This window comes from Cupriavidus sp. H19C3 (assembly GCF_049393815.1).
Classification (GTDB): Bacteria; Pseudomonadota; Gammaproteobacteria; order Burkholderiales; family Burkholderiaceae; genus Cupriavidus.
In genome coordinates this window covers 1,388,778-1,415,638 of sequence record NZ_CP184986.1, presented here as the reverse complement: position 1 = coordinate 1,415,638, position 26,861 = coordinate 1,388,778, and the positions used below count along the sequence as shown (strand labels likewise).

The following is a 26,861-nucleotide window of genomic DNA, read 5'->3' as shown; positions in this document are numbered from 1 at the left end:
CGGCACGGACCGGTATCCCGGCCTCCCGGTGGCGGGCAGGGATATGCGTCCGTTACGCGCGCCATGGCAAAATTCCGGCGCAACCCTGAGGTCTAGAGGTTCGTATGTCTGCGGCGCATCGTCTTCCGCTGTCGTTCCCCCGCTTGCTGGGTCGCGGGCCGGGTCGCGGTAATGGGGGCGGATTGCCACGCCGGGTGTTCGGACCTCCCATGCATCCAAACTCCCGTATGCTGTCGATCATCGCCGGGGTTCTGGCGTTGGCCATTTTCGTGGTCGACGCCCTGACTCCACTGGATATCGCGATCGCGGTGCTCTACGTCGTCGTCGTGCTGCTGGTGGCTTCCACCGGCTCGCGCGCGGCGACGATTACCGCCAGCGCCATCTGCGCCTGCCTGACCGTGCTCGGCTTTTTCATTTCGAGCGTGCCGACCGGTGGCGGGGCGCAGCTCGGCCGCTGCCTGGTGAGCCTGCTCGCCAACAGCACGGCCACGCTGCTGGCGTTACGCGGGCTCGGCAATACGGCGCGATTGCGTGAGCAGATCCAGATGCTGAACCTCACGCACGATGCGATCGTGGTGCACGACATGAACGACATCATCACGTTCTGGAATCGTGGCGCCCACGAGGTCTATGGCTGGACCGCGGCGGAAGCGGTGGGGCAGTCGATCCATGCGCTCACGCGCACCACTTTCCCGATTCCGCTGGAGCATATCCACGACGAACTGCTGCGCACCGGGCGATGGGACGGCGAGGTCCAGCGCGTGCGCAAGGACGGCCAGCTGCTGACCATCTCGAGCCGCTGGGCACTGTGGCGCGACGACCGCGGCAAGCCCGTGGCGATCGTCGCCACCAGCAACGACATTACCGACCGCAAGCGCGCCGAGGCGGCGCTCGCGCGCAGCGAGGCGTTTCTCTCGGAGGCGCAGCGCCTGAGCAAGACGGGCAGCATCGCGTTGCAGCCGCCGTACTCCGAAATGACGTGGTCGCCCGAGGCGTACCGCATCCTCGGCTACGATACCGACGTCACGCCGTCGCCCGAGCTGATCTCGGCGCGCACGCATCCCGACGATCTCGGGCGGGTGAGCGCGGCGCGGCAGATGGCGCGCGAGGGCAAGCCGTATATCGACGTCGAGCACAGGTTGCTGATGCCCGATGGCGCTGTGCGTTATGTCCATTTTGTTGCGCGGCGTACCAACGCCGCACCATTGCTTCCGGAATATGTCGGCGCGCTGATGGATGTGACCGATGCCGCCGTCACGCAGGAAGCGTTGCAGCGCTCGCAGGCGGAACTTGCTCACGTGACGCGCGTCACAACCCTCGGCGAGCTTGCGGCTTCCATCGCCCACGAGGTGAGTCAGCCGCTGGCGGCCATCGTCACCTGCGGCGACTCCGCCGTACGCTGGCTCAACCGCGCGCAACCCGAGGTCGCGGAGGCCCAGCAGTCCATCGGACAGATGATCCGCGATGCGCGCCGCGCCACGGACATCATTCACCAGATCCGTTCGATGGCGAAGAAGCGGGATCCGGTCTACGAGCGCCTCGACATCAACGTGCTCGTCACCGAGGCCGCCAGCCTGGTGCGGCGTGAATTCCAGGCCAACCGGGTGGAGCCCGATATCCGGCTCGCGCCCAGCGCACTGTATGTGTCGGGGGACCGGGTGCAATTGCATCAGGTCCTGATCAATCTTCTGGTCAATGCGGTCCAGGCCATGGCGGGGATCCACGACCGCCGGCGCGACCTGTGGGTGGTGACCGAACGCGTGCAGGGCGTCCGCTTCGCGGCCATCACGGTGCGCGATGCGGGCTGCGGATTTCCGCCAGCCGATGCGGACAAGCTGTTCAATGCTTTTTATTCGACTAAAAAGGACGGCATGGGAATGGGGTTGTCAATCTGCCGCTCGATCGTCGAAGCCCATGGGGGAAGAATATGGGCCGAATCGCCTCCGCAGAGAGGTGCGACGTTGCGGGTGGAACTTCCGATGCATGAGGAGGTACACCAATGAGTCACGGGACGGACGGCGTCGCGGGGAGCGCGATCGTCTATGTCGTCGATGACGACGAATCCATGCGCAACGCGGTGCGCATGCTGTTGCGGTCGGTGGGATTCCGGGTGGAGGTGTTTGCCACCGCCACGGAATTCCTGGAGCACGAACTCGAGGACGCCCCCAGCTGCCTCGTGCTCGATGTACGCCTGAAAGGGCAGAGCGGGCTCGCCGTGCAGCAGCAGATCATGGAGGAACGTGTGCCCATTCCCATCGTCTTCATGACTGCCCACGGCGATATTGCCATGTCGGTCAAGGCGATGAAGGCGGGGGCCATGGACTTTCTTGCCAAGCCGTTTCGCGACCAGGACATGCTCGACGCCGTGGCCAATGCGCTGGCCCGCGACGAGGAGCGGCGCTCGGCCGACCGCTCGCTGTCGGAGCTGCGGCGGCGCTACGACTCGCTCACGCCGCGCGAGCGCGAGGTGATGTCGTTCGTGACCCGCGGGCTCATGAACAAGCAGATCGCGTCCGAGATGAGCCTCAGCGAGATTACCGTCAAGATCCACCGCGGTCAGGCCATGCGCAAGATGGCGGCGCGCTCGCTGGCGGACCTCGTGCTCAAGGCCGAGGCCCTGGGCGTGGCGCCGGCCAGTTGAGGCGGGCGCGGGTGGTTCCGGGCGGGCGATTGCGCAAAAACCGGGCACTACCCTATACCTTGGTATATAGCCGTCAAACCTAATCACGGCCTGCGTAAACGGATGTCTGTCTGGTTGCCCGGTACTTGCTGATATACCTTGAAGGCATCTTGGCAGTGCATGGTCGCACAGCCTTGCCAACCCCCAGACAGCAGGTTTGACATGACCGAATTGACCACTCTCAATCCCGAACTCACCGCACCCGTGCGGCCCGCGTTTCCGGAGTCCCCGATCGGGGAAGAGATGCAATGGCGTGAGCACGCGATCGTCACGGACCCCGCAGCGGGCACCGCCCGGCACGTGCCCGTGTTGCGCTGGATTCGTCCCGATGCCGGCCAGATCGAGGTGGCCCACGACGGTTATGACAACCATCACTGCATCGCGCTGAGCCTGCGCAGCCTGAATGCGACGTTCCTCTCTGCGGGCCGCCTGATCGTGCAGGGGCGCGTCGCCGCCGGGGCGGTGCAGATCACGGCGCCGAAGGTAAAGACCAGCGCGGTGTTCGAATCGGCCAGCGACGTGCTGCACCTGTTTGTGCCGCAGCCGGTGCTTACCGAGTGCCATCGCGACCTGTTCGGCCGCGAGCACAATGGCGACATCGTGCTGTCCGATCCGCGCCTGACCACGGATACCACCATGGAGCGCCTGGGCCAGGCCCTGGCCATGGCGCATACGCAGGACCCGAGCCTGGGCCGCCTGTTCATCGACAGCGTGAGCATGGCCATCGTCTCGCGCCTGGTGAGCAACCATTTCAACCGCGTGGCCGCGCAGACGCGGCACGTCACGGGGCTGCCGGCCTGGCGCCTGCGCCGCGTGGTGGACTATATCGACGCGCACCTGTCGGAAGCGATCGGACTGGCCGATATTGCCGAGAGCGCGGGTCTGACCCGCATGCACTTTGCCGCGCAGTTCCGCCTGGCGACGGGCCTGCGGCCGCACGAATACCTGCTGCGCCGTCGCATCGAGCATGCGCAGGACCTGCTGCGCGACGACAAGGGCAGCGTGCTGGACGTGGCGCTGCGCTGCGGCTTCCGCTCGCAGGCGCACTTCACCACGGTGTTCCGCCGCTTCGTGGGCGACACGCCTTACCGCTGGCGCAGCAAGGTGGCCGTGACGGGCTGAGTGCCCGCCGCCGGGCCATAACCCTGGCCATGGGCATGCCCACGGCAGGGCCATGCCATGCAATGACAACGAGGGCGCGGCCATGACTGCCGCGCCCTCGTTTTGCCACCTGGGGTACCGCGTCGCCGCGGCGGTACCTGGGTTGCGTACCTTGCCGTGCGCGAACGCTCAGATCACCGTCGCGAGTCCCAGCGTCAACAGCAGGGCTACCACCGAAATGATGGTTTCCGCGACCGACCAGGTCTTGAAGGTCTGCGTCACGGTCATGTTGAAGTATTCCTTGACGAGCCAGAAGCCGGCGTCGTTCACGTGCGACAGGATCAGCGAGCCCGCACCGGTGGTCAGCACCAGCAGTTCCGGGCGCGTGCCCGGTACGCTGGCGGCGATCGGCGCCACGATGCCGGCGGCGGTGGTCATGGCCACGGTGGCCGAACCGGTGGCAATGCGGATCAGCACCGCCACCAGCCAGCCCAGCACCAGGACCGAGACATGCGCGCTGGTGGCCACGTCGACGATCGCATTCGAGATGCCCGAGTCGCGCAGCACCCGGCCAAAGCCGCCGCCCGCGCCCACCACGAGCGTGATGATCGCGGTCGGGGCCACGCATTCGTTGGTGAACTTGAGGATGGTCTCGCGGTTGAAGCCGCGCGCCTTGCCGAAGGTGAAAAAGCTCACCAGCGTACCGATCAGCAGGGCCATCACCGAATTGCCGATCAGCTTGAGGAAGTCGTTGGCAAAGGTCTTGGGCGTGGTGAACAGGTCGGCCCAGCTGCCGATCAGCATCAGGATCACGGGCAGCAGGATGGTGAACACGGTAATGCCGAAGCCCGGCAGCGCGTGCCGCTCGGTGGCTTCCTCGGTCAGTTGCTCGGCCAGCGGGTTGATGGCCGGCAGCTTGACGTAGCGGTCCATCAGGCGTGCGAAGACCGGGCCGGCGATGGCCGCGGTGGGAATGCCGACGATCAGCGCATACATGATGGTGCGGCCCATGTCGGCACCGTAGGCGGAGACCGCCAGCAGCGCGGCCGGGTGCGGCGGAATCAGGCCGTGCACCACGGAGAGGCCGGCCACCATCGGAATGCCCACCAGCACCATCGACGTGCCGGTGCGCTTGGCCACGTTGAATGCGATCGGGACCAGCAGCACGAAGCCGACTTCGAAGAACACCGGCAGGCCGACGATAAACGCGATGGTGACCATCGCCCAGTGCACGTTCTTCTCGCCGAAGAAGTCGATCAGGGTCAGCGCCACACGTTCGGCACCGCCCGATTCGGCCATCATCTTGCCGAGCATCGTGCCCAGCCCGATCACCAGCGCGATATGGCCGAGCGTGCCGCCGACGCCGGCCTCGAACGATTTGATGATGTCGCCCATCGGCATGCCCGAGGCAAAGCCCAGCAGCACCGATACCACCACCAGCGTGATGAAGGGGTTGAGCTTGAATCGGGCGATCATGATCACCAGCGCGATCACGGCGATCAGCGCATACACCAAGAGCGTGGTTCCTGTTACGGCACCCATGTTGTCTCCTTTGCGGTGCCACCGTGACGGCGGTCCGCATCCGCTATGAAATAAAAAACCAGGAAGGACGGCTGGCTCGCCGTCGGGGATTGCACTGCTACTGCGTCGCGCGGGGATTGCCGCGCGTCAGACCTTCTTCCACGCGATGCAGTCGATCTCGACCTTGCAGTCGACCACCATCGACGACTGCACGCATGCACGGGCCGGCGGGTTGGCGCCGAAGTATTCCTTGAAGATGCGGTTGAACGAGGCGAAATCGCGCGCGTCGTCGAGCCATACGCCACAGCGCACGACGTGCTCGGGGCCATAGCCGGCCTCGGCGAGGATCGCCAGCACGTTGCGGATGGCCTGGTGCGTCTGCGCGACGATGCCGCCGTCGACCACTTCGCCATCGACCATCGGCACCTGGCCCGACACATACAGCCAGCCATCGGCGCCTGCCGCGCGCGCAAACGGCATGTGCTGGCCACCGGTGCCGGTACCGCCTTCCACGCCGTATCGTTTGATTTCCATAAAGACTCCCAATCGGATTGCTGCAAGCCCTGCCAAGTCGTCCGCACCGCGCTCACGCGTGCGCCGCACGCGGCAGGAAGCGGCCCGCGCGCCGGCCGGTGGCCGCGCGCTCCTGCCATGACAGTTGTCCGTTGACCCAGACCGCGGCAATGCCTTCGGCCGGTGCCACCGGATCGGTAAACGTGGCCACGTCGCGAATCGTGGCGGCGTCGAACAGCACCAGGTCGGCCCAGTAGCCTTCGCGCACAAAGCCGCGCCCGGCCAGGCCGAAGCGCTCGGCCGAGAGGCCGGTCATCTTGTTGACCGCCACCGCGAGCGGAAACAGTTCGCGGTCGCGCGCATAGTGGCCCAGCACGCGCGGAAAGGCGCCCCACAGGCGCGGATGCGGCAGCGGATCGTTGGGCAGGCCGTCCGAGCCGATCACCGTGGCGGGATGACGCAGGATGCGGTCGACGTCGGCATCTTCCATGCCGTGATAGACCGCGCCCGCCGGCTGCAGGCGCCGCGCGGCGGTCAGCAGGTCGACCTCCCATTCGGCGGCGATATCGGCCAGCAGGCGGCCGCCCATCGCGGGCTCGGGTTCGGACCAGGTGACCTGGATATCGAAGTCGCTGGTCACCTGCCCGAGATCGAGCGTCGACGAACTGGCCGTGTAGGGATAGCAGTCGCAGCCGACCAGCTGCCAGCGCTGCGCCAGCTCCAGCGCCTCCAGCACTTCGCCGCTGCGGCCCCAGTTCCGGACGCCCGCGCATTTCAGGTGCGAGATCACCACCGGCACGCGCGCGTGCCGGCCAATGCGGAAGGCCTCGTCCATGGCCTCGAGGATTTCGGCGAATTCGCTGCGCAGGTGGGTCGCGTAGAGGCCGCCCGCGGCCGCGAGCGGTTCGGCCAGGGCCACCACTTCCTCGGTGGGTGCCGCATACGCATTGGCGTAGGCGAGTCCGGTCGACAGGCCGAGCGCGCCGGCGTCGAGCGCCTCCTGCAGCTGCGCGCGCATGGCCGCCACTTCGTGCGCACTGGCGGCGCGATCGAGACGGTCCATATGGTTGCTGCGCAGCGCGGTATGGCCGACCAGCGCCGCCACGTTGACCGCGGGCCGCGCCGCGTTGACGGCCTCGACATAGCTGCGGAAGTCGGGGTAGCGGAAGGCCTCGGCGCGGCCCAGCAGGTTCATCGGGTCGGGCGGCTCGCCGGTCAGCGTGACCGGCGCCGCGCTGATGCCGCAGTTGCCGACGATGACGGTGGTCACGCCTTGCGAGAGCTTGGGCGTCATCGCGGGCTCGCGCACCACGTTGGTGTCGTCGTGCGTGTGGACGTCGATAAAGCCAGGTGCCAGCACCAGGCCGTCGCCCTCGACCATGAGCGCGGCGCTGGCGGGATCGATGCTGTCGGCGTCCTCGATGCGCGCGATGCGGCCGTCGCGCACGGCCACGTCGGCCATGCGCGGCGCGGCGCCGGAGCCGTCGATCAGTTGCACACGGCGCACCAGGGTATCGAACCGGTGTGGAAGCGGGCGGGACATGTCAGTCTCCCAGCGGCTGACGGCTGTCGGCATGCGTGCCGCGGTGGTCGTCCAGCACGTACTTGAGCCGGCGCAGCCGTTCCTGGCTCTGGTCCGGGCGCAACAACGCCACCTGGGTCGCGAGCACATCGAGCACCAGCAGCATGGCGTAGCGAGAGGCCGACGGCTTGAAGATGAAATCGGTCTCGAGCGTGCGCACCGGCAGCAGCACGTCGGCGCGCGTGGCCAGCGGCGAGCCGAGCGCAGTCACCGCGATCAGGCGCGCGCCGTACTCGCGCGCGATATCGCAACTGGCGAGCATCTCCGGCACGTTGCCGCTGGCGGAGAACGCCAGCACCACGTCGTCGCGTACCAGCGTGGCCGCCATCATCTTCTGCAGCAACGCGTCGTGATAACTCGCCACCGGACGCCCCAGCCGCCCGAGCCGGTGGCAGGCCTCGTCGGCCAGCATGGTCGAGGCCCCGCCCATGCCGAAAGCGTAGACCATGCGCGCATCGAGCAACAGGCGCGCGGCGCGCTCCATGCGCTCCGGATCGATCAGCTTGCGGCTGACGTCCAGCGCCGCCACCGCATCGGCATGAACGCGGTCCGCCAGCGTGGCCGGCGCCGCCGGCTCGGGCGCCTGACCCGGCTGCAGGAAGCGCGTGCCGACCGCGGTGGCTTGCGCCAGGCGCAGCTTGAGGTCACGCACGTCGCGGCAGCCGATCGCCTTGGCAAAGCGCGTCACGCTCGCTTCGCTCACGCCCGCCTGGCGCGCGAGGGCGTTGATGCTCGCCGCCGCGGCACCGGCCACGTCTTCGAGAATGACCTGCGCCACTTTCTGCTCGGCCAGGCGCAAGGCCGGGCCGCGCTCGGCGATGCGGGTCAGGATGTCGAAGGGCGCGGTCATGGTGTGCTGTCGGCGTGCTGTGGGTGGGCCGTGGGTGGGCCGTGGGTGGGCCGTGGGTCGGGGGGCGGTCGGTGTCCAGTCGTGGCCGCAAGCGGTCCGGGGCGCTATGTTACTTTATAACAAGAGTGAAATATCGTAATTTCAACGCTATCATTAGGTCAACTTCCAGGGTCTCCCCTTAGGGATAACCCGTAAATCCGTTGCGACACAGCATGCGTGAGACAAAGTACCAAGGCCTGCCCGCGGTGGGCTGGCAATCCGGCCTGATCGATCCGCTGAACAAGGCACTGGGCCGGTTGCCCGCGCCGCTGGCGCCGCACGAGGCCGGGCAGGTAGGCTGGCGGTTGCTCGACGAGGATCTGAGCCTGCCCGCTGCCGTGCTGTACGAGGAGCGCCTGGCGCACAATCTTGACTGGATGCGCCGCTTCATGGGCGCCTACGGCATGCAGTTGGCCCCGCACGGCAAAACCACCATGGCGCCCAAGCTGTTTGCGCGCCAGCTGGCCGAAGGCGCGTGGGGCATGACGCTGGCCACCGCCCACCAGACCGCAGCCGCCCATGCGCATGGCGTGCGTCGCGTGCTGATGGCCAACCAGCTGGTGGGGCGCCGCAACATGGAGATCGTGGCGGACCTGCTGCAGGATCCCGGCTTTGAATTCTTCTGCCTGGTCGACTCGGCCGACCTCGTCGACCAGCTCGGCGCGTTCTTCCGCGCGCGCGGGCAACGGCTGCAGGTACTGATCGAACTGGGCGTGGCAGGTGGCCGCACCGGCGTGCGCGACGGCGCGCAGCAGGCCGCCGTGCTGGCGGCGTTGGCCCGCTGGCCCGACGCGGTGACGCTGGCCGGTGTGGAGATCTACGAAGGCGTGCTGCAACAGGAGGCCGAGGTGCGGCAATTTCTGCGGCGCACGGCGGCGGTCACGCGCGAACTGGCGGCCGCAGGGGCGTTCGGCCGCCAGCCGGTCATCCTGTCGGGCGCGGGCTCGGCCTGGTACGACGTGGTCGCGGAGGAATTCTCGCGCGCGGCTGCCAGCGGCGAGATCGGCGCGCCCGTCGAGATCGTGCTGCGGCCGGGTTGCTATCTCACGCACGACGTCGGCATCTATCGCGCCGCGCAGGCGCGCATTCTCGCCAGCAACCCGGTGGCGCAGAAGATGCGGGAGGGCCTGCTGCCGGCGCTGCAGCTGTGGGCGTATGTGCAATCGGTGCCCGAGGCGACCCGCGCGATCATCGGCATGGGCAAGCGCGACGCTGCCTTCGATGCCGGGCTGCCGCTGCCCGCGCGCCGTTATCGTCCCGGCACCGCGGCGCCGGTCGACGTGCCCGCGCACTGGAAAGTGACGGGCATGATGGATCAGCATGCCTACCTCGAGATTCAGGCTGGCGACGACGTGCGCGTCGGCGATATGATTGCCTTCGACATCTCGCATCCGTGCCTGACGTTCGACAAGTGGCGCCATATTCCGGTGCTCGACCGACAGTATCGCGTCATCGATATCGTGCAGACCTTCTTCTGAGGAGTGACTGCGACATGAGCATCGATATCCTCGCCTACGGCGAGCCGCTGGTCGAATTCAACCAGCAACCCGACGATCCCGGGCGCTATCTGCAGGGTTTTGGCGGCGATACCTCCAATTTCTGCATCGCCGCCGCGCGCCAGGGCGCCACCACGGGCTATATCAGCGCGGTGGGCGCCGACAGCTTTGGCGAACGCCTGCTCGCGCTATGGACGCGCGAATGCGTCGATACGCGCCATGTGAGCATCAATGCGTCGGCGCCGACCGGCGTCTACTTCGTCTCGCACGACGCGCACGGTCATCGTTTCGACTATCTGCGCGATGGCTCGGCGGCCAGCCGTTATCACCACGACCAGCTGCCGCTGGCCGCCATTGCACAGGCGCGCTTCCTGCATCTGTCCGGCATCAGCCTCGCCATCAGCACGCACGCCTGCGACGCCGGCCTGGCCGCGATGGAGCATGCGCGCAAGGCGGGCGTGCGCGTCTCGCTCGACACCAACCTGCGTTTGCGGCTATGGTCGCTGGCCCGCGCGCGCGGCATCATGCACGAGGCGTTCTCGCTGACCGATATCTGCCTGCCGAGCTGGGACGACATCACCGTGCTCACCGGCCTCGACGATCGTGATGCCATCGTCGACCATCTGCTCGCTTGCGGCATTGGGCTGGTGGCGCTCAAACTCGGCGAGGAGGGCAGTTACGTGGCCACGCCCGACGCGCGCACGCTGGTGCCGCCGTATCCGGTGCAACCACTCGATGCCACCGGCGCGGGCGACTGCTTTGGCGGCAGCTTTATCGCACGGCTCGCGGCGGGTGCCGACCCCTTCGCGGCGGCGCGCTATGCCAATGTGGCCGCGGCGCTTTCGACCACCGGCTATGGCGCGGTGGCGCCGATTCCGCGCGCGGACACGGTGCTTGCGCGGCTGGAACAAGGCGTGTCGGTCATTGCATGATGCGCCCCCCGCCGACATTGCCCCGTGCCATGGCTGAACCCCGGGCCTGACGCAGGGTCCATACGCTGAATACACGCTTAACCGGTTTCCACGTCATGTCCAATATGCCTGCTTCCTCTTCCTCTCCCTCTGCCTCTGCCGCTCCCTCTCCGCTGCTCGCGCGCCTGGCCAATGTGCCCGTGATCCCGGTGCTCGAATACCATTCGGTCGAAGAAGCGCTGCACGTCAGCGAGGCGCTTGTCAGCGGCGGTCTGCCGTGGCTCGAGATCACGCTGCGCACTCCCGTCGCGCTCGAGGCCATCCGCGCCGTGGCGGCGGCGTTGCCGCAGGCCGTGGTGGGCGCCGGTACGGTGCTGTCGTCCGACCAGCTGCATGCCGTGCGCGACGCCGGGGCGCAATTCGCGGTCTCCCCTGGCCTGACGCAGAAGCTTGCCGAAGGCGCGCAAGGCGCCGGCATTTCACTGCTGCCGGGCGTGGCGACCGCCAGCGAAGCGATGTTCGCGCTCGAGGCCGGCTATACCTTCCTGAAGTTCTTCCCGGCCGAGGCGGCCGGCGGCGTGCCGATGCTGAAGTCGCTGTACGGGCCGCTCTCCCAGCTCAGGTTCTGTCCTACCGGCGGTATCGACGCGGCCAAGGCGCCAACCTATCTGGCATTGCCGAACGTGGTGTGCGTGGGCGGCTCGTGGGTGGTACCCAAGGATGCGGTGGCCGCACGCGACTGGGCACGCATTCGTGCCCTGGCCGAAGAGGCGGTTCGGCTCGGTGCCGGCCGCAAATAGGAGGGGCAGGGCAGGGGCACCGCAGGCGCAACGCAGGGGGCAATGCAAGGGCCGCCGCGCAAATTCTGCGCGCCATGGTAAAAATGACAAAGCCGGACCGCCTGACGAGTACATCGTGCCATGCGGTCCGGCTTTGCATACTTCAGGTCGAGCTCGCCCGGAGCTCAGGCCGAGCCTACTTTGCCCGTTCCGCCGAGTTCTCCAGCTTCTGTCCACCCTTTTGTACGTCCTGGCCTACGCCAGCCATGGTGTTGCAACCGGCCAGCAGCGTGGCAGCCAGCAGGCACCAGATCCATCCTTTTTTCATCGGTAGGCTCCTTTCAGGGATTGTAAGAAGTGGGCACAGTCGAGGTGTGCCGTGATCCGTATTGCAGGATGCGTGCCAATGATCGGGCGCCCGCGCCGCGCGCGGTCGACGGTCAATCCGTGCCGAGCAGCAACAGCCGCGCGCGTTCGGCAATCGCACCGTGCGTCTGCGGCAACCAATGCGCGGGAAACGGCTGCGCCAGCAGGTAGCCCTGCATGGCATCGCAGCCCCAGCTCCGTACGGTTTCCAGTTGCGCGCGGGTTTCCACCCCCTTGGCGCAGACCAGCGCGCCGGCCGCGCGGGCGCGGCAGCAGGCGGCCTGCAGTCGCGCGGCGGTGTCGGCGCCGCGGCTGGCATGGCCGAGGTGGCGCGCATCGAGCGTGACCACGTCGGGTTGCAGATGTGCGAGCGCGCGCAGGCTGGCGGTCGTGTCGGTGAAATCGCTGAGCGCCAGGTTGACGCCGATCTCGCGCAGTTGCGCGGCCTTGCGGCGGGTGGCCGGATCGTCGGGCACCATGTCCACCGGCACTTCGATGGCAATGCGCCCGGGAGGAATCGCAAACGCTTCCACGCCGCGGCGTAGCAGTTCCATCGTCTCGGAGCCGTGCAGTTGCGCGCTCGATGCCAGCAGCGTGAACTGCAGGGGGGCGATAGCCTCGGTGGCGCGCAGCAGTGGCAGGACCGACTGCAGAATCCAGCGTCCCAGCTCGTGCATCATGCCGAGCGCCTCGGCAGCCGGCAGGAAGTCCTGCGGGGCCACCCGGCCGAGCACCGCATGCTGCCAGCGCAGTCGGACCGAGTATCCCGTCACCGTGCCGCTGGCGATCATCGCGCGCGGCTGCAGATGCAGCGCAAACTCGCCGCGCGCGATGGCGTGGGGCAGGGCGGCCAGCAGCGGCGCCAGGCGTGGCGCCGTCGGCGCGGAGGCGCTGCCGATGCCATCGCCGCCACGACGGCAGACCTGCAGCATGGCATCGAACGCCTGCTGCAGGTTGCGTTCGGTCGAACTCTCGGGATGATCGAGCGCGCCCCCGATGCTCGAGGACAGGAACAGCTCGAAGCCGTCGATCCGGTACGGCTGTCCCAGCGCCGCTGCGATCGCTCCGCTCAGCGTGGCCACGCTCGTGCTGTCGTCGAGCACGCATGCCACGCCAAGATCCGCGGGCCCCAGCCAATGCATGACGGCGGGCATGGCGGCCAGGCCCGCCACGCGCGACTTGACCTGGGCACGCAGCTTGCCGGCGCGCTGCAAGCCGATGGTTTCGCAGACGTGTTGAAAGCGGTCGAGCCGGATGACCAGCACGGCCAGCGAGTGGGCGGTGCCGACGAGCGCGCGGTGCTCGTCGAGCGCGGCGATAAAGGCGGCAGGCTGGACATCGGCCAGGCGCGGCGCGTCGGCGGTATCCACGTACAGGCGCGCGGCGCCTTCGGTGTCAGGATCCATCGGTGGTTCGTGCAGGCGGCAAGGTCTCCGGGGGCGGATGCCGCCCCGTGCGTTCACCGGGCTGCGTACCCGTCTCAAGCTGTGTTCTCGTTGTACGGCGCTGTGTCTGGTGCCGCGCTTCGCGTGTTTCGTCTCGAATACTACGTAGTACTGCGTAGAGGCTGCAAGGCAGAATCATACGGCAGGCTGACACGAATCCAGCATAACAACCGATTGGCGGGGGCACGTCGCTGGCTGTTGTATCCCGCCAATGCGGCAAATGTCTTGACAATGGCCGTCTTGACCAGGGCGGGATCGATAGAAGCGAGGGGGGCGGCAAGGCAGTGGCCCCAGGGGGCAACGGGGGCGCGGACACCGCCAGCACGGTGTCCGCGGGAATGCGGGGGGTGGCTCAGCCAGTCGTATCTAGCGCGTCGGGCCCGTCCTCGGGCGGTTCCCGCATCGCCAGCACCTTGTCGATGCGCTTGCCGTCCATGTCGATGATCTCGAATTTCCAGTCGCCCCAGCGCACCGTATCCGCGGTCTGCGGCAGGCGGCCGAGCAATAGCAGCAGCATGCCCGACAGCGTGTGGTAGCGCTCCTTGTCCTCCTCGGGTACCGCGCGTATGCCGGTACGGTCCTTGAGTTCGGGAATCGGGATCAGGCCGTCGAACAGCCACGAGCCATCCTCGCGCTGCACGGCCCACTCACCGCCGGCGGCATCGGCCTTGAACTCGCCGGTAATGGCCTCGATCAGGTCTTGAAGCGTGACGAGGCCCAGCACTTCGCCGTATTCGTCGATCACGAACGCGATCTGGCCGCCGGACGAACGGAAATTCTCGAGCAGCTCCATGCCGGTCACGCTCTCGGGCACGAACACCGCCGGCTGCAGCACCGCGGTCAGCTCCGCGCGTTCGCCGCGCAGGCGTCGCGCCAGCAGTTGCCGTGCGCTGACCACGCCCAGGATGTCATGCATGCCGCCGCGCACCACCGGAAAACGCGCGTGATCGGATTCCTCGATGCGGCGCAGGTTCTCTTCCTCGGGGGCTTCCACGTCGAGAAACACCACATCGCCACGAGGCACCATCAGCGATGCGAGCTGACGATCGTCGAGGCGGAACACGTTGCGCACCATCGTATGCTCGTGGCGCTCGATGACGCCGGCCTCCGAGCCCTCTACCAGCAGTGCGTGGATTTCCTCTTCGGTCACCGCGGGACCGCGGTCGGATTTGACGCCAAGCGCGCGCAGCACCAGTTGGGTCGAGCCCGACAACAGCTTGACGAACGGCGTGGACGCCACCGCCAGGAACGAGATGGGGCGCGCCACGCGCCGCGCGATCAACTCCGGCGCCAACTGGCCCAGGCGTTTGGGCACCAGTTCGCCGAGCACGATTGAAAAGTAGGTGAGGCCGGCGACCACGATGGCCGTGGCGATATAGCCGGCGGTGGTCGGCGCCAGACCGAATTGCTGCAGCCAGGTGCCGAGCGGCGCCGCCAGCGTCGACTCGCCGACCACGCCGTTGAGCACGCCGATCGAGGTAATGCCGATCTGCACCGTGGAGAGGAAGCGCGTGGGATCCTCGCCCAGCGCCACGGCGGCGATGGCGCCGCGGTCCCCGTTCTCGATCTGGCGCTGCAGCCGGGCCTTGCGCGCGGTGACGAGCGCGATCTCCGACATCGCAAACAGGCCGTTGAGCAAAATCAGCGCCAGCAGTATGGCAATTTCCATCAGGGTGCGCGCCCGATGCGCGCGGGTATTGAAAAGATCAAAGCATACCATCCGCGTGTGACGCGTCACTGCGTTGTGATGGCGGCGTCACCAGGTTATCGCCGCGATTACCTGCGCGGTAGTCGTCGCGCCATGCCGCCCGTGCTGTAATGCGGCCATGGACACGTCTCCTCGCGCGCGGACTTCCGTGCCTGCCTCCGTGCTGACTCCCTTGCCCACGCCCGCTTCCGAGGCCGCGCTCGATTTTCCCGGCCTGCTGCGCTACTGGCGCGGCAGGCGCGGCTACAGTCAGCTTGCGCTGTCGCTCGCGGCCGGCGTTTCGCAGCGCCATATCAGCTTTCTGGAGTCGGGCCGCGCGCGGCCGAGCCGCGCCATGGTGCTGGCGCTGGCGGACCGCCTGGCCGTGCCGCTGCGCCAGCGCAACCGCATGCTGCTCGCCGGCGGCTTTGCCCCGGCCTACACCGAGCATGCGCTGGCCGCGCCGCCGCTGCAGCGGGTGCGCCAGGCCATCGCGCTCATTCTCGCCAAGCAGGAGCCATACCCGGCCGTGGTGCTGGACCGCTACTGGCATGTGGTCGATGCCAATCTGGCCTACCGCTGCCTGCTGGGCCGGCTCCACGGCCTGGAAGGACCGCTCGCGCTGCCGCAGGGCGATGCGCGCATCAACCTGATGCTGGCGGTGTTCGATCCACAGGGCCTGTGGCCCGCGCTCGAGAACGCGCAGCAGGTCGGGCGCTACCTGCTGCGACGCTTCTGGCAAGAGATGCAACAGCAGGCGCCAGACGAGTCGGCGCAGGACCTGCTGGCCCAGGTCGCGGCATGGCATCCGCAACTGTTCGGACCCGATGGCACACCGGGCGAGGGGCCGGGCGAGGGGCGGGGCGAAGGACCGGACGGAGACGGCGAGGACGGCGAGGGCGGCGAGGGCGGCGAGGGCGGCGAGGGCGAGGGCGAGCGCGAGGCGCTGGCACCGGTACTGCCGGTCACGCTGCGGGTCGGCACACGGCGCGTGGCGATGTTCTCGACGCTGACCACGCTTGGCAGTCCACGCGATATCACGCTGCAGGAGGTCCACATCGAATCGTTCTTCCCGGCCGACGATGCCACTCGCGAGATATTCGAGCAGATGGCGCGCGAGCAGATGGCGCGCGAAGCGACGGCAGCCGGCGAGGGGCGCGCGGCGGCCAGGGCGTGAGGCAGCCAGGCGCCGGGCGCGGGGCCGTGTTAGCATCGGCCTGCCGTCGCGGCAGCCATGCCCGGCGGCATCGTTACGTCTTCAGGGCGGGGTGAAAGTCCCCACCGGCGGTATGCCGGCGCAGCCATTGTCATTGCGATTGCCATGGCGATGGACAGCGCGCCGGCGAGCCCGCGAGCGCCTGCATGCGAATGCGGGGTCAGCAGATCTGGTGCGAAGCCAGGGCCGACGGTCATAGTCCGGATGAAAGAAGATGGGGCGGCCTGCCTGTGTCGGTGCCAATGCCGCGTGCCACGGCCACGTATCGATGCCACGTGCTTGATACCCTGTGCTCGTTGCCATGTGCCAGGGCCAGCGATCGTGCCACGCTCGCTGGCGGCACGGGCTTTGACGTGCCATGTCATGCCTCGGCATGCACGGCGTGGTCCCGGCCACCGCAGTTCGCCTCGCCATCCCCTGAAACGCCCTTGGGTCCTTTATTTTTGGAGCGTTTCAATGCTGTCCACCCCCACCGCTAGCCCCGCCGCCGCTCTCGCTGCCACCGATACCGCGGTTTCCTCCCCGTCGCACCTGTTGCCTTCCGCCGCGCCGGCGAGCGCCCCGCTGGCCGAACGCATCGCGCAGGCCCTCCAGGCCATGCGCGAGGGCCGTCCCGTCGTACTGCTCGACGATGACGACCGCGAGAACGAGGCCGACCTCATCCTTGCCGCCGAGTGCCTGACCCCCGCCAACATGGCGATGATGATCCGCGAATGCAGCGGCATCGTCTGCCTGTGCCTGACCGCCGAGCGCGTGCGCCAGCTGGGCCTGCGCCCCATGGTCGAGAACAACCGCAGCCAGTATGGCACCGCGTTCACGGTCTCGATCGAGGCGCGCGAGGGCGTCTCCACCGGCGTCAGCGCGGTCGACCGCATCACCACGATCCGTGCCGCGCTGACGGGCGCGGCCGATGCCATCGTCAGCCCCGGCCACGTTTTCCCGCTGGTGGCGGTCGACGGCGGCGTGCTCGCGCGACGCGGCCATACCGAGGGTTCGGTGGAGCTGGCGCGCCTTGCGGGACTGTCGCCGGCCGCCGTGCTGTGCGAGCTGATGAACCCCGACGGCACCATGGCACGCCGTCCCGAGGCGCTTGCATTTGCAGAGATGTACCAGCTGCCGGTGCTCACGATCGAGGACCTGGTGGCGTGGCGCAGCGCGCAGGCATGAGCGGGGTCGGGTAATTCCCGGTGGAAATCGCGGCAAAAAAGCGCAAAAAGGCGGGGAAGGGGCTACAAGGAGCGCCAAAGGCTATGCGACAATCGGGGCTTGCATTTTTCCCGTCCAGACGAGGGCAGCCCCCATGTTCCATCGAATGCTTGCACGCCTGGCCCTGCTTGCCGGCGCCTGCCTTGCCACCGCGGCCCATGCCGACGATGGCATCATCCCCGTTCCGACCGTCCCCGGCGTTTCCAGCGTATCCAGCGTTTCCAGTGGCCCGGCCAGCCTGTCCACTGGCGAGGTGCGGCCTTACCTTGGTGCCGCCGCCCGCACCAGCACCACGCTGGGTGGCGGCGTCACCGAACCGAGTCCGCTCGATCCCCAGCGCTGGCTGCCGTTGCTTGGCACCAGCGGCATGGTGTCGTATTTCGACCAGAGCGCGGTGCGCCGGCGCGGCGCGGAGGTGGGTGTGGTGCTCATCCATAACGCCCCGGCCGGCGTGATCAAGACCACCGGTGGCGAGACCATCCGTTCGTCGCTGAAGCGCCTGGTGCTCAATTGCGCCACGTCGATGTACGCCGTGGTCGAGCAGACCCTTTACAGCCGACGCTTTGCGCGCGGCGAATCGCTCTACACGATTCGCCTGCCGCAGTATGGCAAGCTGCAGATGGCACAGTCCGGCACCATCGCCGGCGAGCTCATCGGCCGTCTCTGCCGCTGACCCCGACCGGCGCCGCGCGCGCCGCTCAGTCCGAAACCTGCCGCGCTTTCCACTGGCCGTTGGACTGCTTGCAGAACCAGCCCGACCAGCTCTCGGTCGCGCTGCCACGGTTCAGATCCGACTTGAGCCGGCGGCAGGGCTGGCCCTTGTCGGTCTTGCTCTGCACCGGCACGATGGTGCCGTGGATGGCCTGGCGGCGGCCCTCGGCCGGGTAGTTCCATTCCACCGGGGTGTTGTCCGCGGTGTCGACCAGCGCCTGCCGCACCATCTTCTTTAGCGAGGCGGCTTCCTTCTGATTCAGCGTGCCGACGATACTGCCGGACAGGTAGTGGTCGAAGTAGGCCTGCGCGGGTGCACTCGCGATCAGCATCAACGAGGGAACGAGACCCGCGCACAGCGCGGACCGGATCAGCTTGCGTGCATGCATGAGGATTTCCTGAGTAGAAAGCGGGTAACGGGCAGGTGCCCGCGCCATGGGCACGTCGCATGTGGCGCATCGTCATTGTAGGCATGCCCTCCGCCCGGATGGAATGCCCCGTTTACCTTCCTCACGCTCCCCCACAATGTCGGGCATCGCCCGCAAACGCTTGTCTGGAGCGGCTTCCAGCCCACAGGGGTTTCATTTTGTTGCAAACCTTGCCGGTCCGTGACGTGACTTTTTAGGCGCGAATTGTTAAGGTCTGGCCTCGCATGGCAGTAAAGTCAGACATGTGAAGACGGACATTTCCCAATATCCTGCCCGGCATGCCGCAGGGTGGGCGCGGGGCTGGTCCGGCTCTTGCTCGCCTGCAATGCTGCGCTGCCGTATTCCGATGGCATCGGCCGCTGGGCTCCGTGCCGTTGGGGTTGATTTCGCTGATTTCGCTGATTTTTCTGCTTACGCTGCTCGCCGCTTTCGGGGCTTGCCGCTTGCGGCGCTTGCGTCGCTTCCGTAGCTTGCGTAGCTTTCGCCGTTTCCCGTTCGCAACATTCGCCCGGCCTTCAATGACCGCCTCGATGTCATCGCTTCGCCCGACCTGCCCACTGTCCGACTCCGACATGTCGTCGCGCCTCGCCCCTTCCCCGTGCTTGTCGCGTCCGGCACCCTCGCCGCAATCGCTCCCTCTGCCGTCCGTCCCGCAGCCCGCGCGCGCCACCGTGCCCGCCCTGGCACGGCTGGTCGCGTGGGGGCGCCGCGTGCGTGCGCGGTCGCTGGCGCCGGTCTCCTGGTGCGGTGGCCTGCTCGCGGCCGGCACGTTGCTGGTGGCGCTGCCGGCGCAGGCGTTCGACTTCAACACCGTGGCCGCGCGCGCGCGTACGCTCGCCGCCTCGCCCTACAAGCCCGCGCCGCAGAGCCTGCCGCGCGAACTGGCCGAGCTTTCCTACGATCGCTATCGCGAGATCGAATACAAGCCCGAGCGTTTTGCGTGGCGCAATGCGCGTCTGCCGTTCGAGCTGTCGTTCTTCCACGAAGGCATGGTGTTCGATCAGCCGGTGCGCATCAATGAAGTGGTGGGCGGCAGCGTGCGCGAATTCCGATTCGATCCGGGCGCGTTCAACTACGGTCCGCACAAGATCGATCCGGCCAAGCTCAAGGGCCTCGGCTTTGCGGGTTTCCGCCTGATGTACCCGGTCAACCAGGGCAAGCGCAAGGACGAACTCGCCTCGTTCCTCGGCGCCAGCTATTTCCGTGCGCTCGGCCGCGACCAGTGGTATGGCCTGTCGGCGCGTGGACTGGCGGTCGACACCGGTCTCAATTCAGGCGAGGAGTTTCCGCGCTTCGTCGAGTACTGGATCGAGCGCCCGGGCCCCAATGACAAGCAGATCACGCTGTATGCGCTGATGGATTCGCGCCGGCTGTCGGGTGCCTATCGCTTTGTGATCAAGCCCGGCGCCGAGACTGTCATGGAGGTCAAGGCCCGCCTATTCTTGCGAGAGAACGTCACCAAGCTGGGCCTGGCGCCGCTGACCAGCATGTACCTGTTCGGCGAGAACCAGCCCTCCACCACGCTCGATTTCCGGCCCGAGGTGCACGACTCGGATGGCTTGTCGATCCATCTCGGTACGGGCGAATGGATCTGGCGCCCGCTGGTCAATCCCAAGCGCTTGCTGGTGACGTCGTTCTCGACCACCAATCCGCAGGGGTTCGGCCTCATGCAGCGCGACCGCAGTTTCGACAACTACCAGGAGATCGGCGCCTGGTATGAACGCCGCCCGAGCGGCTGGGTCGAGCCCAAGGGCAACTGGGGCGCCGGCCGCGTCGAGCTCGTGCAGATCCCGACGCCGGACGAGACCAACGACAACATCGTGGCCTACTGGATTCCCGATGCGCCGCCCAAGCCGCGCCAGCCGTTCGATTACGAGTATCGCCTGCTCTGGCAGAAGGATACCGGCAACCTGCCGCCGTTATCGTGGGTCACGCAGACCCGTCGCGGCCAGGGCATGACGCGCAAGTCCGACGATACGAGCTTTTCGCTGACGGTGGATTTCGAAGGCCCGGCGTTCAAGAAACTGCCCGACGATGTGCGCCTGGAGCCCGTGATCTCCGCCGATGCCAATGGCGAGCTGCTGAAGTCGTCCGTCACGCGCAACGAGGCGACGGGCGGCTGGCGCATGACGATGTTCCTGCGCCGCAAGGACGAGAACAAGCCGGTTGAGTTGCGCGGCTACCTTCGCAACGGCAATACGACGCTATCCGAGACATGGAGCTACATCTTACCCCCCGGCTAAAGCAGCGCCCGGCCCTGGCGGCAGCATGCGAGCGATATGTCGATCGCCTGCCCGCCTCGCCGGAGTTGCGTAGCGAGCTGCTGGCCGATGCCTGCACGGCCCCGGTGGCCTGCGTGCCCGCCGACGGCACCGAGACGCCTTCCGCCATGATTCAGCTGCAAACGCGCCTGGCGGGGCGCGACCTCGCGCGCGAGTCTGCCCCGGATGGTGGCACCTCCGCGTCGCCCGAGCGCCCCGTACCGGCCACGCCGATGCCGGGTGGCGCCACCTATGCATCGGTGGCGCGCCGTTTCGGCCTGGCCTACGGCAATCCGCAGATCGATGGCGAGCCGCTGCTGCAGCGGCGCGACGACGGCACCGTGCGTGTGAACACGGGTCCGGAACCGGAACGCGCGTCGATGGTGCCGCGCCAGTGGCCGCCCCATGTCGTGAGCGGCTGGGTGCGCAATGCCTGGCGCCGCATGCTGGGCCGGCCGCCCGTGCCGGAGACCTGGGATACGTTGCACGACGGTCCCGATGCCGAGGGCAAATGGCATCCGGCCGGGTCGCATCGCCGCTGGTTCCTGCTGGGACTGGTGGTCGCGCAGACCGCGCTGGCCACGTATTTCATGACCAACGTGTTGCCGTACCACGGCAAGGACGCGTTGGAGATCGCCATCCTCACGCTGTTCGCGGTGCTGTTCTCGTGGGTGTCCGCCGGGTTCTGGACCGCGATGATGGGCTTTCTGGTGCTGGCCAAGGGCGGCGACCGGCATCTCATCTCGCGTTCGGCCGCGTCTGACGCGCCGATCGATCCCGCCGCGCGCACGGCGGTCATCATGCCGATCTGCAACGAGGACGTGACGCGCGTTTTTGCGGGGTTGCGCGCGACCTACGAATCGCTGGAACGGACCGGCGAGATCGCGCCGTTCGATTTCTTCGTGCTGTCCGACAGCGGCAATCCGGATCTGCGCACCGCCGAGCACGATGCGTGGATGGAAGTGTGCCGCGCGGTCGGCGGCTTCGGCCGCATCTTCTATCGGTGGCGGCGCCACCGCGTCAAGCGCAAGACCGGCAATGTGGCCGATTTCTGCCGCCGCTGGGGCAGCAAGTACCGCTACATGATCGTGCTCGACGCCGACAGCGTGATGAGCGGCGACTGCCTTGCCACGCTGCTGCGCCTGATGGAAGCCAATCCCGGCGCCGGCATTATCCAGACCGCGCCGATCGCGGTCGGGCGCGACACGCTCTATGCGCGCGTGCAGCAGTTCTCGACGCGCGTATACGGCCCGCTGTTCACCGCCGGCCTGCATTACTGGCAGCTCGGTGAGTCCCACTACTGGGGCCATAACGCGATCATCCGCATCAAGCCCTTCATGGAGCACTGCGCGCTGGCGCCGCTGCCGGGCAAGGGGCCGCTCTCGGGCGAAATCCTCTCGCACGACTTCGTCGAGGCCGCGCTCATGCGCCGCGCCGGGTGGGGCGTGTGGATCGCCTACGACCTGCCGGGCTCGTTCGAGGAAATGCCGCCGAACCTGCTCGACGAGGTCAAGCGCGATCGCCGCTGGTGCCAGGGCAACCTGATGAATTTCCGGCTGTGGATGAAGCAGGGCTTCCATATGGTCCACCGCGCGGTGTTCCTGACCGGCATCATGGCGTACCTGTCGGCGCCATTGTGGTTCCTGTTCCTGCTGCTGTCGACGGCGATGCTGGCCAAGCACGCGCTGGTGCCGCCCGAGTATTTCACGCAGCCGTACCAGTTGTTCCCGACCTGGCCCGAATGGCATCCGGAGAAGGCGCTCGCGCTGTTCTCGGCCACCGCCACGCTGCTGTTCCTGCCCAAGATCCTGAGCGTGCTGCTGCTGTTGAAGGACGCGCGCAACTATGGCGGTCCGGTCCGGCTGGTGCTGAGCATGCTGATCGAGGTGACGCTGTCCGCGCTGCTGGCGCCGACGCGCATGCTGTTCCATACCAAGTTCGTGGTGGCGGCCTACAGCGGCTGGGGCATTTCGTGGAAATCGCCGCCGCGCGAGGACGCGGAAACCACCTGGGGCGAGGCGATTCGCCGCCATGGCGGCCATACGCTGCTGGGCCTGGTGTGGGGCGGCGGCGTGTATTGGCTGAGCCCCGGTTTTATCTGGTGGCTGCTGCCGATCGTCGGTTCGCTGGCGATGTCGATTCCGCTCTCGGTGTTCCTGTCGCGCGTCTCGCTCGGCCGCGCCGCGCGCCGCGCGGGGCTGTTCATGATTCCCGAGGAAACGCAGGTGCCGCGCGAGGTCGAGGAAACCGTGCGGCATGTGGAATCCACGCACGAGGTGCCGGGGTTCGTCGATGCCGTGGTCGACCCTGTCACCAATGCGCTGATGTGCGCCACCGCCACGGCGCGCCGCGTGCAACCGGCGCCCACGCGCATGCAGCATGCTTCGCTGGTCCAGCATGCGCTGACGCATGGACCGGGCGCATTGTCGGCCACGCAGAAACATATCCTGCTCGGCGATCCGTTTGCATTGTCCAAGCTGCACGAACTCGTGTGGGCGTCGCCGCTGGCCGATGCGGCCTGGAAGGAAACGCGCGTGCTGATGCGGCGCGCGGCCAACGTGCTGCCGTTACGCCCGCGCATGGCTTGAGCGCATTGCTGGAGTGGGTCACCTGAGTGTGTGACCCGCGTGTGTGACCCGCGTATGTGACCCGGGTATGTGACCCGGGCATGTGACCCGGGCATGTGACCCGGGTGTGTGACCCAGGTGCGGGGCGGGGCGGCTGTGCCCGCCGGCCCCGTCCGCTTCATACACGCGTATGCGACGAGGCTACCGCGCGGCAACGCCGCCGCGTGTCACCGCAGCGCCGATACGCAGATCGGCGCGTTGATATATACATCGCCCACGCGGCGCTCGCCGCGGCCGTTGCGCGTCATATAGCGGAACATCATGCTGACCCCGAGCTTGGTCAGGATTTCGACGTCGCGATTGGCGCAGATATTGCGCTGGAGCGGGGCGGCGTAGTTGACCTCGAAACTCGCAAGGTCGAGCATCGGTCCGCGGTAATTGATCAATTCCAGCTGAAACAGGACATGCTTGCCGGGCACCGACTGGCAACGGCGCAGCCGTGTCTCGGCATCGATATCGATCGGCAGGACGTCGTTGAGTTGTCGGCAGGCGCGCGCGAGCACGCTGTCGGGGCGATTGGTATTGCGCAGGAATTCCGGCACGCCGGCGGCACCGGTGTTCTGTCCGGTGGCGGCACCCTTGAGCATGCGCGCGAGCGCATCGGCCTCGTCGACCGGCGGTGCGGCGGCGGCCGGCAGGGCAGCTGTGGGCGTTGGCAGGGCCCCGCGCACCGGCGCCGCCTGCACGGGCAAAGGCGGCAGCCAGGTCGCTAGGGCGGCCAGGCTCAGCAAGGCAATCAACGGCGTGTTTGGTGTCGTCATGCAGAGTAACGTTGCCGGGGACGGTTCCCGTGATCCGTCTCCCGCGGTGCGTCGGGCTGCGCGGTCGCGCACGCCATGCGTGCCGACAGGGACGCATTGTACCCTCCACCCCGCATGCGTGAAAGCCGCGCCACACATGGGATTTGGCGGTTTGGGCCGTTTGCGACAAATTTTCCGTCGGCGGGTATCTCGCCTCTTGACGCCAGCACTGTGGCACGACCGCGGCGTTGGAATCGTGCGTTTATGTAACAATTCCTTCCTGCCGTCCGCCGCGGGCTTCCCCGCATTGCGCCCGGCGTGCTTCTCCACCGCAAGGACCTCATGACGGCTTCTCCACGCCCGGCCTCCGCATCTCCCCGCTTTCCGCTCTGGCTCCTGATCTGCGCGTCGCTGACCGCGCTGGCGCCGCTCTCGATCGACATGTATCTGCCGAGTTTCCCGGCGCTGTCGGCCGACCTCGGCGTCGATATCGGGCGCGTGCAGCTCACGCTCGGCGCGTTCCTGATCGGCCTGGCGCTCGGCCAGGCGTTCTATGGGCCGATCAGCGACCGCTTCGGCCGCAAGCCACCGCTCTATCTCGGCCTCGCGATCTATGCGATCGCCGCCGCCGGCTGCGCGCTCGCGGCGAGCGTGGAAGCGCTGATGCTGTGGCGCTTTCTCGCGGCGCTGGGCGGTTGCGCCGGCCTGGTGGTGTCGCGCGCGGTGATCCGCGACCGGCTCGAGGCCCACGAATCGGCGCGCGCGTTCTCGTCGCTGATGCTGGTGATGGGCCTGGCGCCGATCCTCGCGCCGATCATTGGCGGCGCCGTGCTGGCGGCATTTGGCTGGCGCGCGATTTTCTGGGTGCATGTCGGCGCGGTACTGCTGATCCTGCTGCTGGTCCATACGCGCATGGAGGAATCGCTCGATCCACGCCGCGTGCAGCCACTGCATCCGCTGTCGGTGGCGCGCAGCTACCTGCAACTGCTGCGCGCACGCGAGTTTCTCGGCTATACGCTGGCGGCGGGCTGCGTGCAGGCGGGCATGTTCGCCTATATCGCGGGCTCGCCGTTCGTGCTGATCGAGCTGCATGGCATCGATCCGTCCCACTACGGCTTTGTGTTCGGCGCCAACGCGTTTGGCCTGATCTTCATGGCGCAGGTCAACGCGCGGCTGGTGCGCGGACGCTCGCTCGACAGCGTGCTGCGCATCGCGCTGTTCGCGCCATGCCTTGCGGGCCTGGGACTTGCCGTGGCGGCGCTGGCCGGCTGGGCCACGCTGCCGGTGCTGCTGGTCGGTTTCTTCGTGTTTCTCGCAGGGATGGGCTGCATCCTGCCCAATGCGTCGGCGCTGGCGCTGACACATCAGGGCCATCGCGCCGGTACCGCGTCGGCGCTGATGGGCACGCTGCAGTTCGGACTGGGCACGCTCGCCGGCGCCGCGGTCAGCCTGTGGCACGATGGCACAGCCTTGCCGCTGGCCGTGGTGATGGCGATATGCGGCGGCGCGGCGGCGCTATGGCGCCTGTATGGACGCGGGCAGATGCGGGCCGGCACCGCCCCCGCGTGACGCGCGACGCCATCGGGGCCTGCGCGCCCTGGTCGGTGCCCTGGTTTGCGTCGTGATCCGCAGCCCGAGCGGCGGCGGGTGGCGCCCGGTCAGGCGGCCTGGTTGGCCGGGGCCGCCGGTGCCATCGGCATCGCCGGTGGCGGCTGCATGACGATCATCTGCGCCGGCATCGGCGCGGCAAAACCGGCCTGGCCGAAGCTTTCGCGAATCACGCGGTTGGTGTCGAAGTAGACCTGCCAGTAATGATCGTTATGGCAATACGGGCGCACCGCCAGCACGGGCCCGACCAGTGTGAATTCCAGAATCTCCACGTCGACCGCCGGCTCGGCCAGCACGTTCGGAATCGCGCCGATGCGCTCCCTGAGCAACGTCACCGCCGCGGCCACATCGGTCGAGCCCGCCAGCTGTGCCTTCAGATCGACGCGACGGAAGGCATTGGCCGAATAGTTCTGGATGGTGTCGGTAAAGATCTTGTTGTTGCCGATTACCGTCATCACGTTGTCGGGCGTATCGAGCGTGGTGGCAAACAGGCCCACCTCGGTGACGGTGCCGGTCACGCCGCCGATGGTGACGAAGTCGCCCACCTTGAACGGCCGCAGTACCACGAGAAACGCACCGGCCGCGAAATTCGACATCAGCCCCGACCATGCCATGCCGATGGCCACGCCCGCAGCCGCGATCAGCGCGGCAAAGGTGGTGGTCTGGATGCCGAAGTACCCCAGGATGCCGATAACCAGCACCACGTTGAGCGTGACCGTGACGATCGAACCCACATAGCGCAGCAGCGTGGGGTCGACCCGCTGCTTGCCGAGCGAGTTCTGCACCAGCCGTACCACGAAGTGGATCAGCCAGCGGCCGACGATCCAGAAGGCGAGCGCGGCCAGCACCTTGACGCCGAACACGGTGGCATAGCCGACGATCAGTTCACGAAAACTCTGCAGCGATTGGGCATCCATGGCGTTCTCCAGTTGATGGGGGGCTGGGTACGATGGCCGGGTTGGAACACTGACAGGAAGACGCGCCCGCCGCTCGGGCGGACACCTGCGTGGGCAGACGCATGTGCACTAAGGAGCAAGGCATTATTGGCCCCGCCAGCGCCGAAGTTCAAGAAAATAATTGTGAAGCGCGCATGA

The 26,861-nt window shown here is 67.4% G+C and carries 22 protein-coding genes and 1 riboswitch; of the genes, 12 read left to right on the top strand and 10 right to left on the bottom strand.

The genetic code is table 11. The annotated features are described in order from the left end of the window. Window positions 1–209 precede the first annotated feature (209 nt). From DFLDMN_RS25885 to DFLDMN_RS25875, 3 genes are all read left to right on the top strand, one after another. Window positions 210–2,003, top strand: coding sequence for a PAS domain-containing sensor histidine kinase (locus DFLDMN_RS25885; protein ID WP_423198608.1), 1,794 nt, complete (start codon window positions 210–212; stop codon window positions 2,001–2,003). Beyond that, on the top strand, window positions 2,000–2,641 hold the full coding sequence (locus DFLDMN_RS25880; protein ID WP_423198607.1) for a response regulator transcription factor: 642 nt from the start codon (window positions 2,000–2,002) through the stop codon (window positions 2,639–2,641). The genes DFLDMN_RS25885 and DFLDMN_RS25880 overlap by 4 nt, the downstream gene beginning before the upstream one ends. A 201-nt stretch (window positions 2,642–2,842) precedes the next feature. Next, window positions 2,843–3,802 carry a helix-turn-helix domain-containing protein gene (locus DFLDMN_RS25875; protein ID WP_423198606.1) on the top strand — a complete coding sequence of 320 codons (960 nt, stop codon included), beginning with the start codon at window positions 2,843–2,845 and terminating at the stop codon, window positions 3,800–3,802. A 168-nt stretch (window positions 3,803–3,970) separates the two neighbouring features. On the opposite strand, the gene DFLDMN_RS25870 is transcribed toward DFLDMN_RS25875, so the two are convergent. From DFLDMN_RS25870 to DFLDMN_RS25855, 4 genes are all read right to left on the bottom strand, one after another. Then, a complete protein-coding gene (locus tag DFLDMN_RS25870) occupies window positions 3,971–5,323 on the bottom strand; it encodes a GntP family permease (protein ID WP_423198605.1) in 1,353 nt (450 codons plus the stop codon). A 126-nt stretch (window positions 5,324–5,449) separates the two neighbouring features. Continuing rightward, complete coding sequence (locus tag DFLDMN_RS25865) at window positions 5,450–5,836, bottom strand: RidA family protein (RefSeq protein WP_423198604.1); 387 nt, start codon at window positions 5,834–5,836, stop codon at window positions 5,450–5,452. Between the two features lie 52 nt (window positions 5,837–5,888). Further along, window positions 5,889–7,358: an N-acyl-D-amino-acid deacylase family protein gene (locus DFLDMN_RS25860; protein WP_423198603.1), complete on the bottom strand. Its 1,470-nt coding sequence runs from the start codon at window positions 7,356–7,358 to the stop codon at window positions 5,889–5,891. 1 nt (window position 7,359) lies between these two features. Then, the gene (locus DFLDMN_RS25855) at window positions 7,360–8,247 is read right to left on the bottom strand and encodes a MurR/RpiR family transcriptional regulator (protein WP_423198602.1); all 888 of its coding nucleotides are present in this window, start codon (window positions 8,245–8,247) and stop codon (window positions 7,360–7,362) included. Window positions 8,248–8,459: 212 nt separating this feature from the next. Between DFLDMN_RS25855 and DFLDMN_RS25850 the strand changes: the two genes are divergently transcribed. From DFLDMN_RS25850 to DFLDMN_RS25840, 3 genes are all read left to right on the top strand, one after another. After that, complete coding sequence (locus DFLDMN_RS25850; protein ID WP_423198601.1) at window positions 8,460–9,764, top strand: amino acid deaminase; 1,305 nt, start codon at window positions 8,460–8,462, stop codon at window positions 9,762–9,764. Between the two features lie 14 nt (window positions 9,765–9,778). Further along, complete coding sequence (locus DFLDMN_RS25845; protein WP_423198600.1) at window positions 9,779–10,714, top strand: sugar kinase; 936 nt, start codon at window positions 9,779–9,781, stop codon at window positions 10,712–10,714. Between the two features lie 95 nt (window positions 10,715–10,809). After that, complete coding sequence (locus tag DFLDMN_RS25840; RefSeq protein ID WP_423198599.1) at window positions 10,810–11,493, top strand: bifunctional 4-hydroxy-2-oxoglutarate aldolase/2-dehydro-3-deoxy-phosphogluconate aldolase; 684 nt, start codon at window positions 10,810–10,812, stop codon at window positions 11,491–11,493. 175 nt (window positions 11,494–11,668) lie between these two features. Here DFLDMN_RS25840 and DFLDMN_RS25835 read toward each other — a convergent pair whose 3' ends face one another. From DFLDMN_RS25835 to DFLDMN_RS25825, 3 genes are all read right to left on the bottom strand, one after another. Continuing rightward, entirely contained in the window at window positions 11,669–11,800 is a 132-nt protein-coding gene (locus DFLDMN_RS25835; protein ID WP_423198598.1) for an entericidin A/B family lipoprotein, read from the bottom strand. A 112-nt stretch (window positions 11,801–11,912) separates the two neighbouring features. Beyond that, window positions 11,913–13,244, bottom strand: coding sequence for an EAL domain-containing protein (locus DFLDMN_RS25830; RefSeq protein ID WP_423198597.1), 1,332 nt, complete (start codon window positions 13,242–13,244; stop codon window positions 11,913–11,915). Window positions 13,245–13,635: 391 nt separating this feature from the next. Beyond that, complete coding sequence (locus tag DFLDMN_RS25825; protein WP_423198596.1) at window positions 13,636–14,952, bottom strand: hemolysin family protein; 1,317 nt, start codon at window positions 14,950–14,952, stop codon at window positions 13,636–13,638. A gap of 157 nt (window positions 14,953–15,109) precedes the next feature. Between DFLDMN_RS25825 and DFLDMN_RS25820 the strand changes: the two genes are divergently transcribed. The 3 genes from DFLDMN_RS25820 (at window position 15,110) to DFLDMN_RS25810 (ending at window position 18,065) form a co-directional block, all read left to right on the top strand. Then, window positions 15,110–16,147, top strand: coding sequence for a helix-turn-helix domain-containing protein (locus DFLDMN_RS25820; RefSeq protein ID WP_423198595.1), 1,038 nt, complete (start codon window positions 15,110–15,112; stop codon window positions 16,145–16,147). 73 nt (window positions 16,148–16,220) lie between these two features. After that, a riboswitch (FMN riboswitch) is annotated at window positions 16,221–16,406 on the top strand. Window positions 16,407–16,642: 236 nt separating this feature from the next. Next, window positions 16,643–17,353 carry a 3,4-dihydroxy-2-butanone-4-phosphate synthase gene (gene ribB, locus DFLDMN_RS25815; RefSeq protein WP_423198594.1) on the top strand — a complete coding sequence of 237 codons (711 nt, stop codon included), beginning with the start codon at window positions 16,643–16,645 and terminating at the stop codon, window positions 17,351–17,353. Between the two features lie 133 nt (window positions 17,354–17,486). Next, the gene (locus tag DFLDMN_RS25810; RefSeq protein WP_423198593.1) at window positions 17,487–18,065 is read left to right on the top strand and encodes a surface-adhesin E family protein; all 579 of its coding nucleotides are present in this window, start codon (window positions 17,487–17,489) and stop codon (window positions 18,063–18,065) included. Window positions 18,066–18,090: 25 nt separating this feature from the next. Here the strand turns inward: DFLDMN_RS25810 and DFLDMN_RS25805 are convergent, their stop codons facing one another. After that, entirely contained in the window at window positions 18,091–18,492 is a 402-nt protein-coding gene (locus tag DFLDMN_RS25805; protein ID WP_423198592.1) for an RT0821/Lpp0805 family surface protein, read from the bottom strand. Window positions 18,493–19,103: 611 nt separating this feature from the next. Between DFLDMN_RS25805 and DFLDMN_RS25800 the strand changes: the two genes are divergently transcribed. Both DFLDMN_RS25800 and mdoH read left to right on the top strand, forming a co-directional pair. Next, on the top strand, window positions 19,104–20,774 hold the full coding sequence (locus tag DFLDMN_RS25800) for a glucan biosynthesis protein G (RefSeq protein WP_423200574.1): 1,671 nt from the start codon (window positions 19,104–19,106) through the stop codon (window positions 20,772–20,774). Next, window positions 20,747–23,380 carry a glucans biosynthesis glucosyltransferase MdoH gene (gene mdoH / locus DFLDMN_RS25795; protein ID WP_423198591.1) on the top strand — a complete coding sequence of 878 codons (2,634 nt, stop codon included), beginning with the start codon at window positions 20,747–20,749 and terminating at the stop codon, window positions 23,378–23,380. The genes DFLDMN_RS25800 and mdoH overlap by 28 nt, the downstream gene beginning before the upstream one ends. 206 nt (window positions 23,381–23,586) lie before the next feature. On the opposite strand, the gene DFLDMN_RS25790 is transcribed toward mdoH, so the two are convergent. Beyond that, window positions 23,587–24,180 (bottom strand): hypothetical protein, encoded by a 594-nt coding sequence (locus DFLDMN_RS25790; RefSeq protein ID WP_423198590.1) that lies wholly within the window; start codon window positions 24,178–24,180, stop codon window positions 23,587–23,589. A 321-nt stretch (window positions 24,181–24,501) separates the two neighbouring features. Here DFLDMN_RS25790 and DFLDMN_RS25785 point away from each other — a divergent pair, with 321 nt between their 5' ends. Continuing rightward, on the top strand, window positions 24,502–25,728 hold the full coding sequence (locus DFLDMN_RS25785) for a Bcr/CflA family multidrug efflux MFS transporter (RefSeq protein ID WP_423198589.1): 1,227 nt from the start codon (window positions 24,502–24,504) through the stop codon (window positions 25,726–25,728). An 89-nt stretch (window positions 25,729–25,817) separates the two neighbouring features. On the opposite strand, the gene DFLDMN_RS25780 is transcribed toward DFLDMN_RS25785, so the two are convergent. After that, window positions 25,818–26,684, bottom strand: coding sequence for a mechanosensitive ion channel family protein (locus tag DFLDMN_RS25780; protein ID WP_423198588.1), 867 nt, complete (start codon window positions 26,682–26,684; stop codon window positions 25,818–25,820). Window positions 26,685–26,861: the final 177 nt, after the last annotated feature.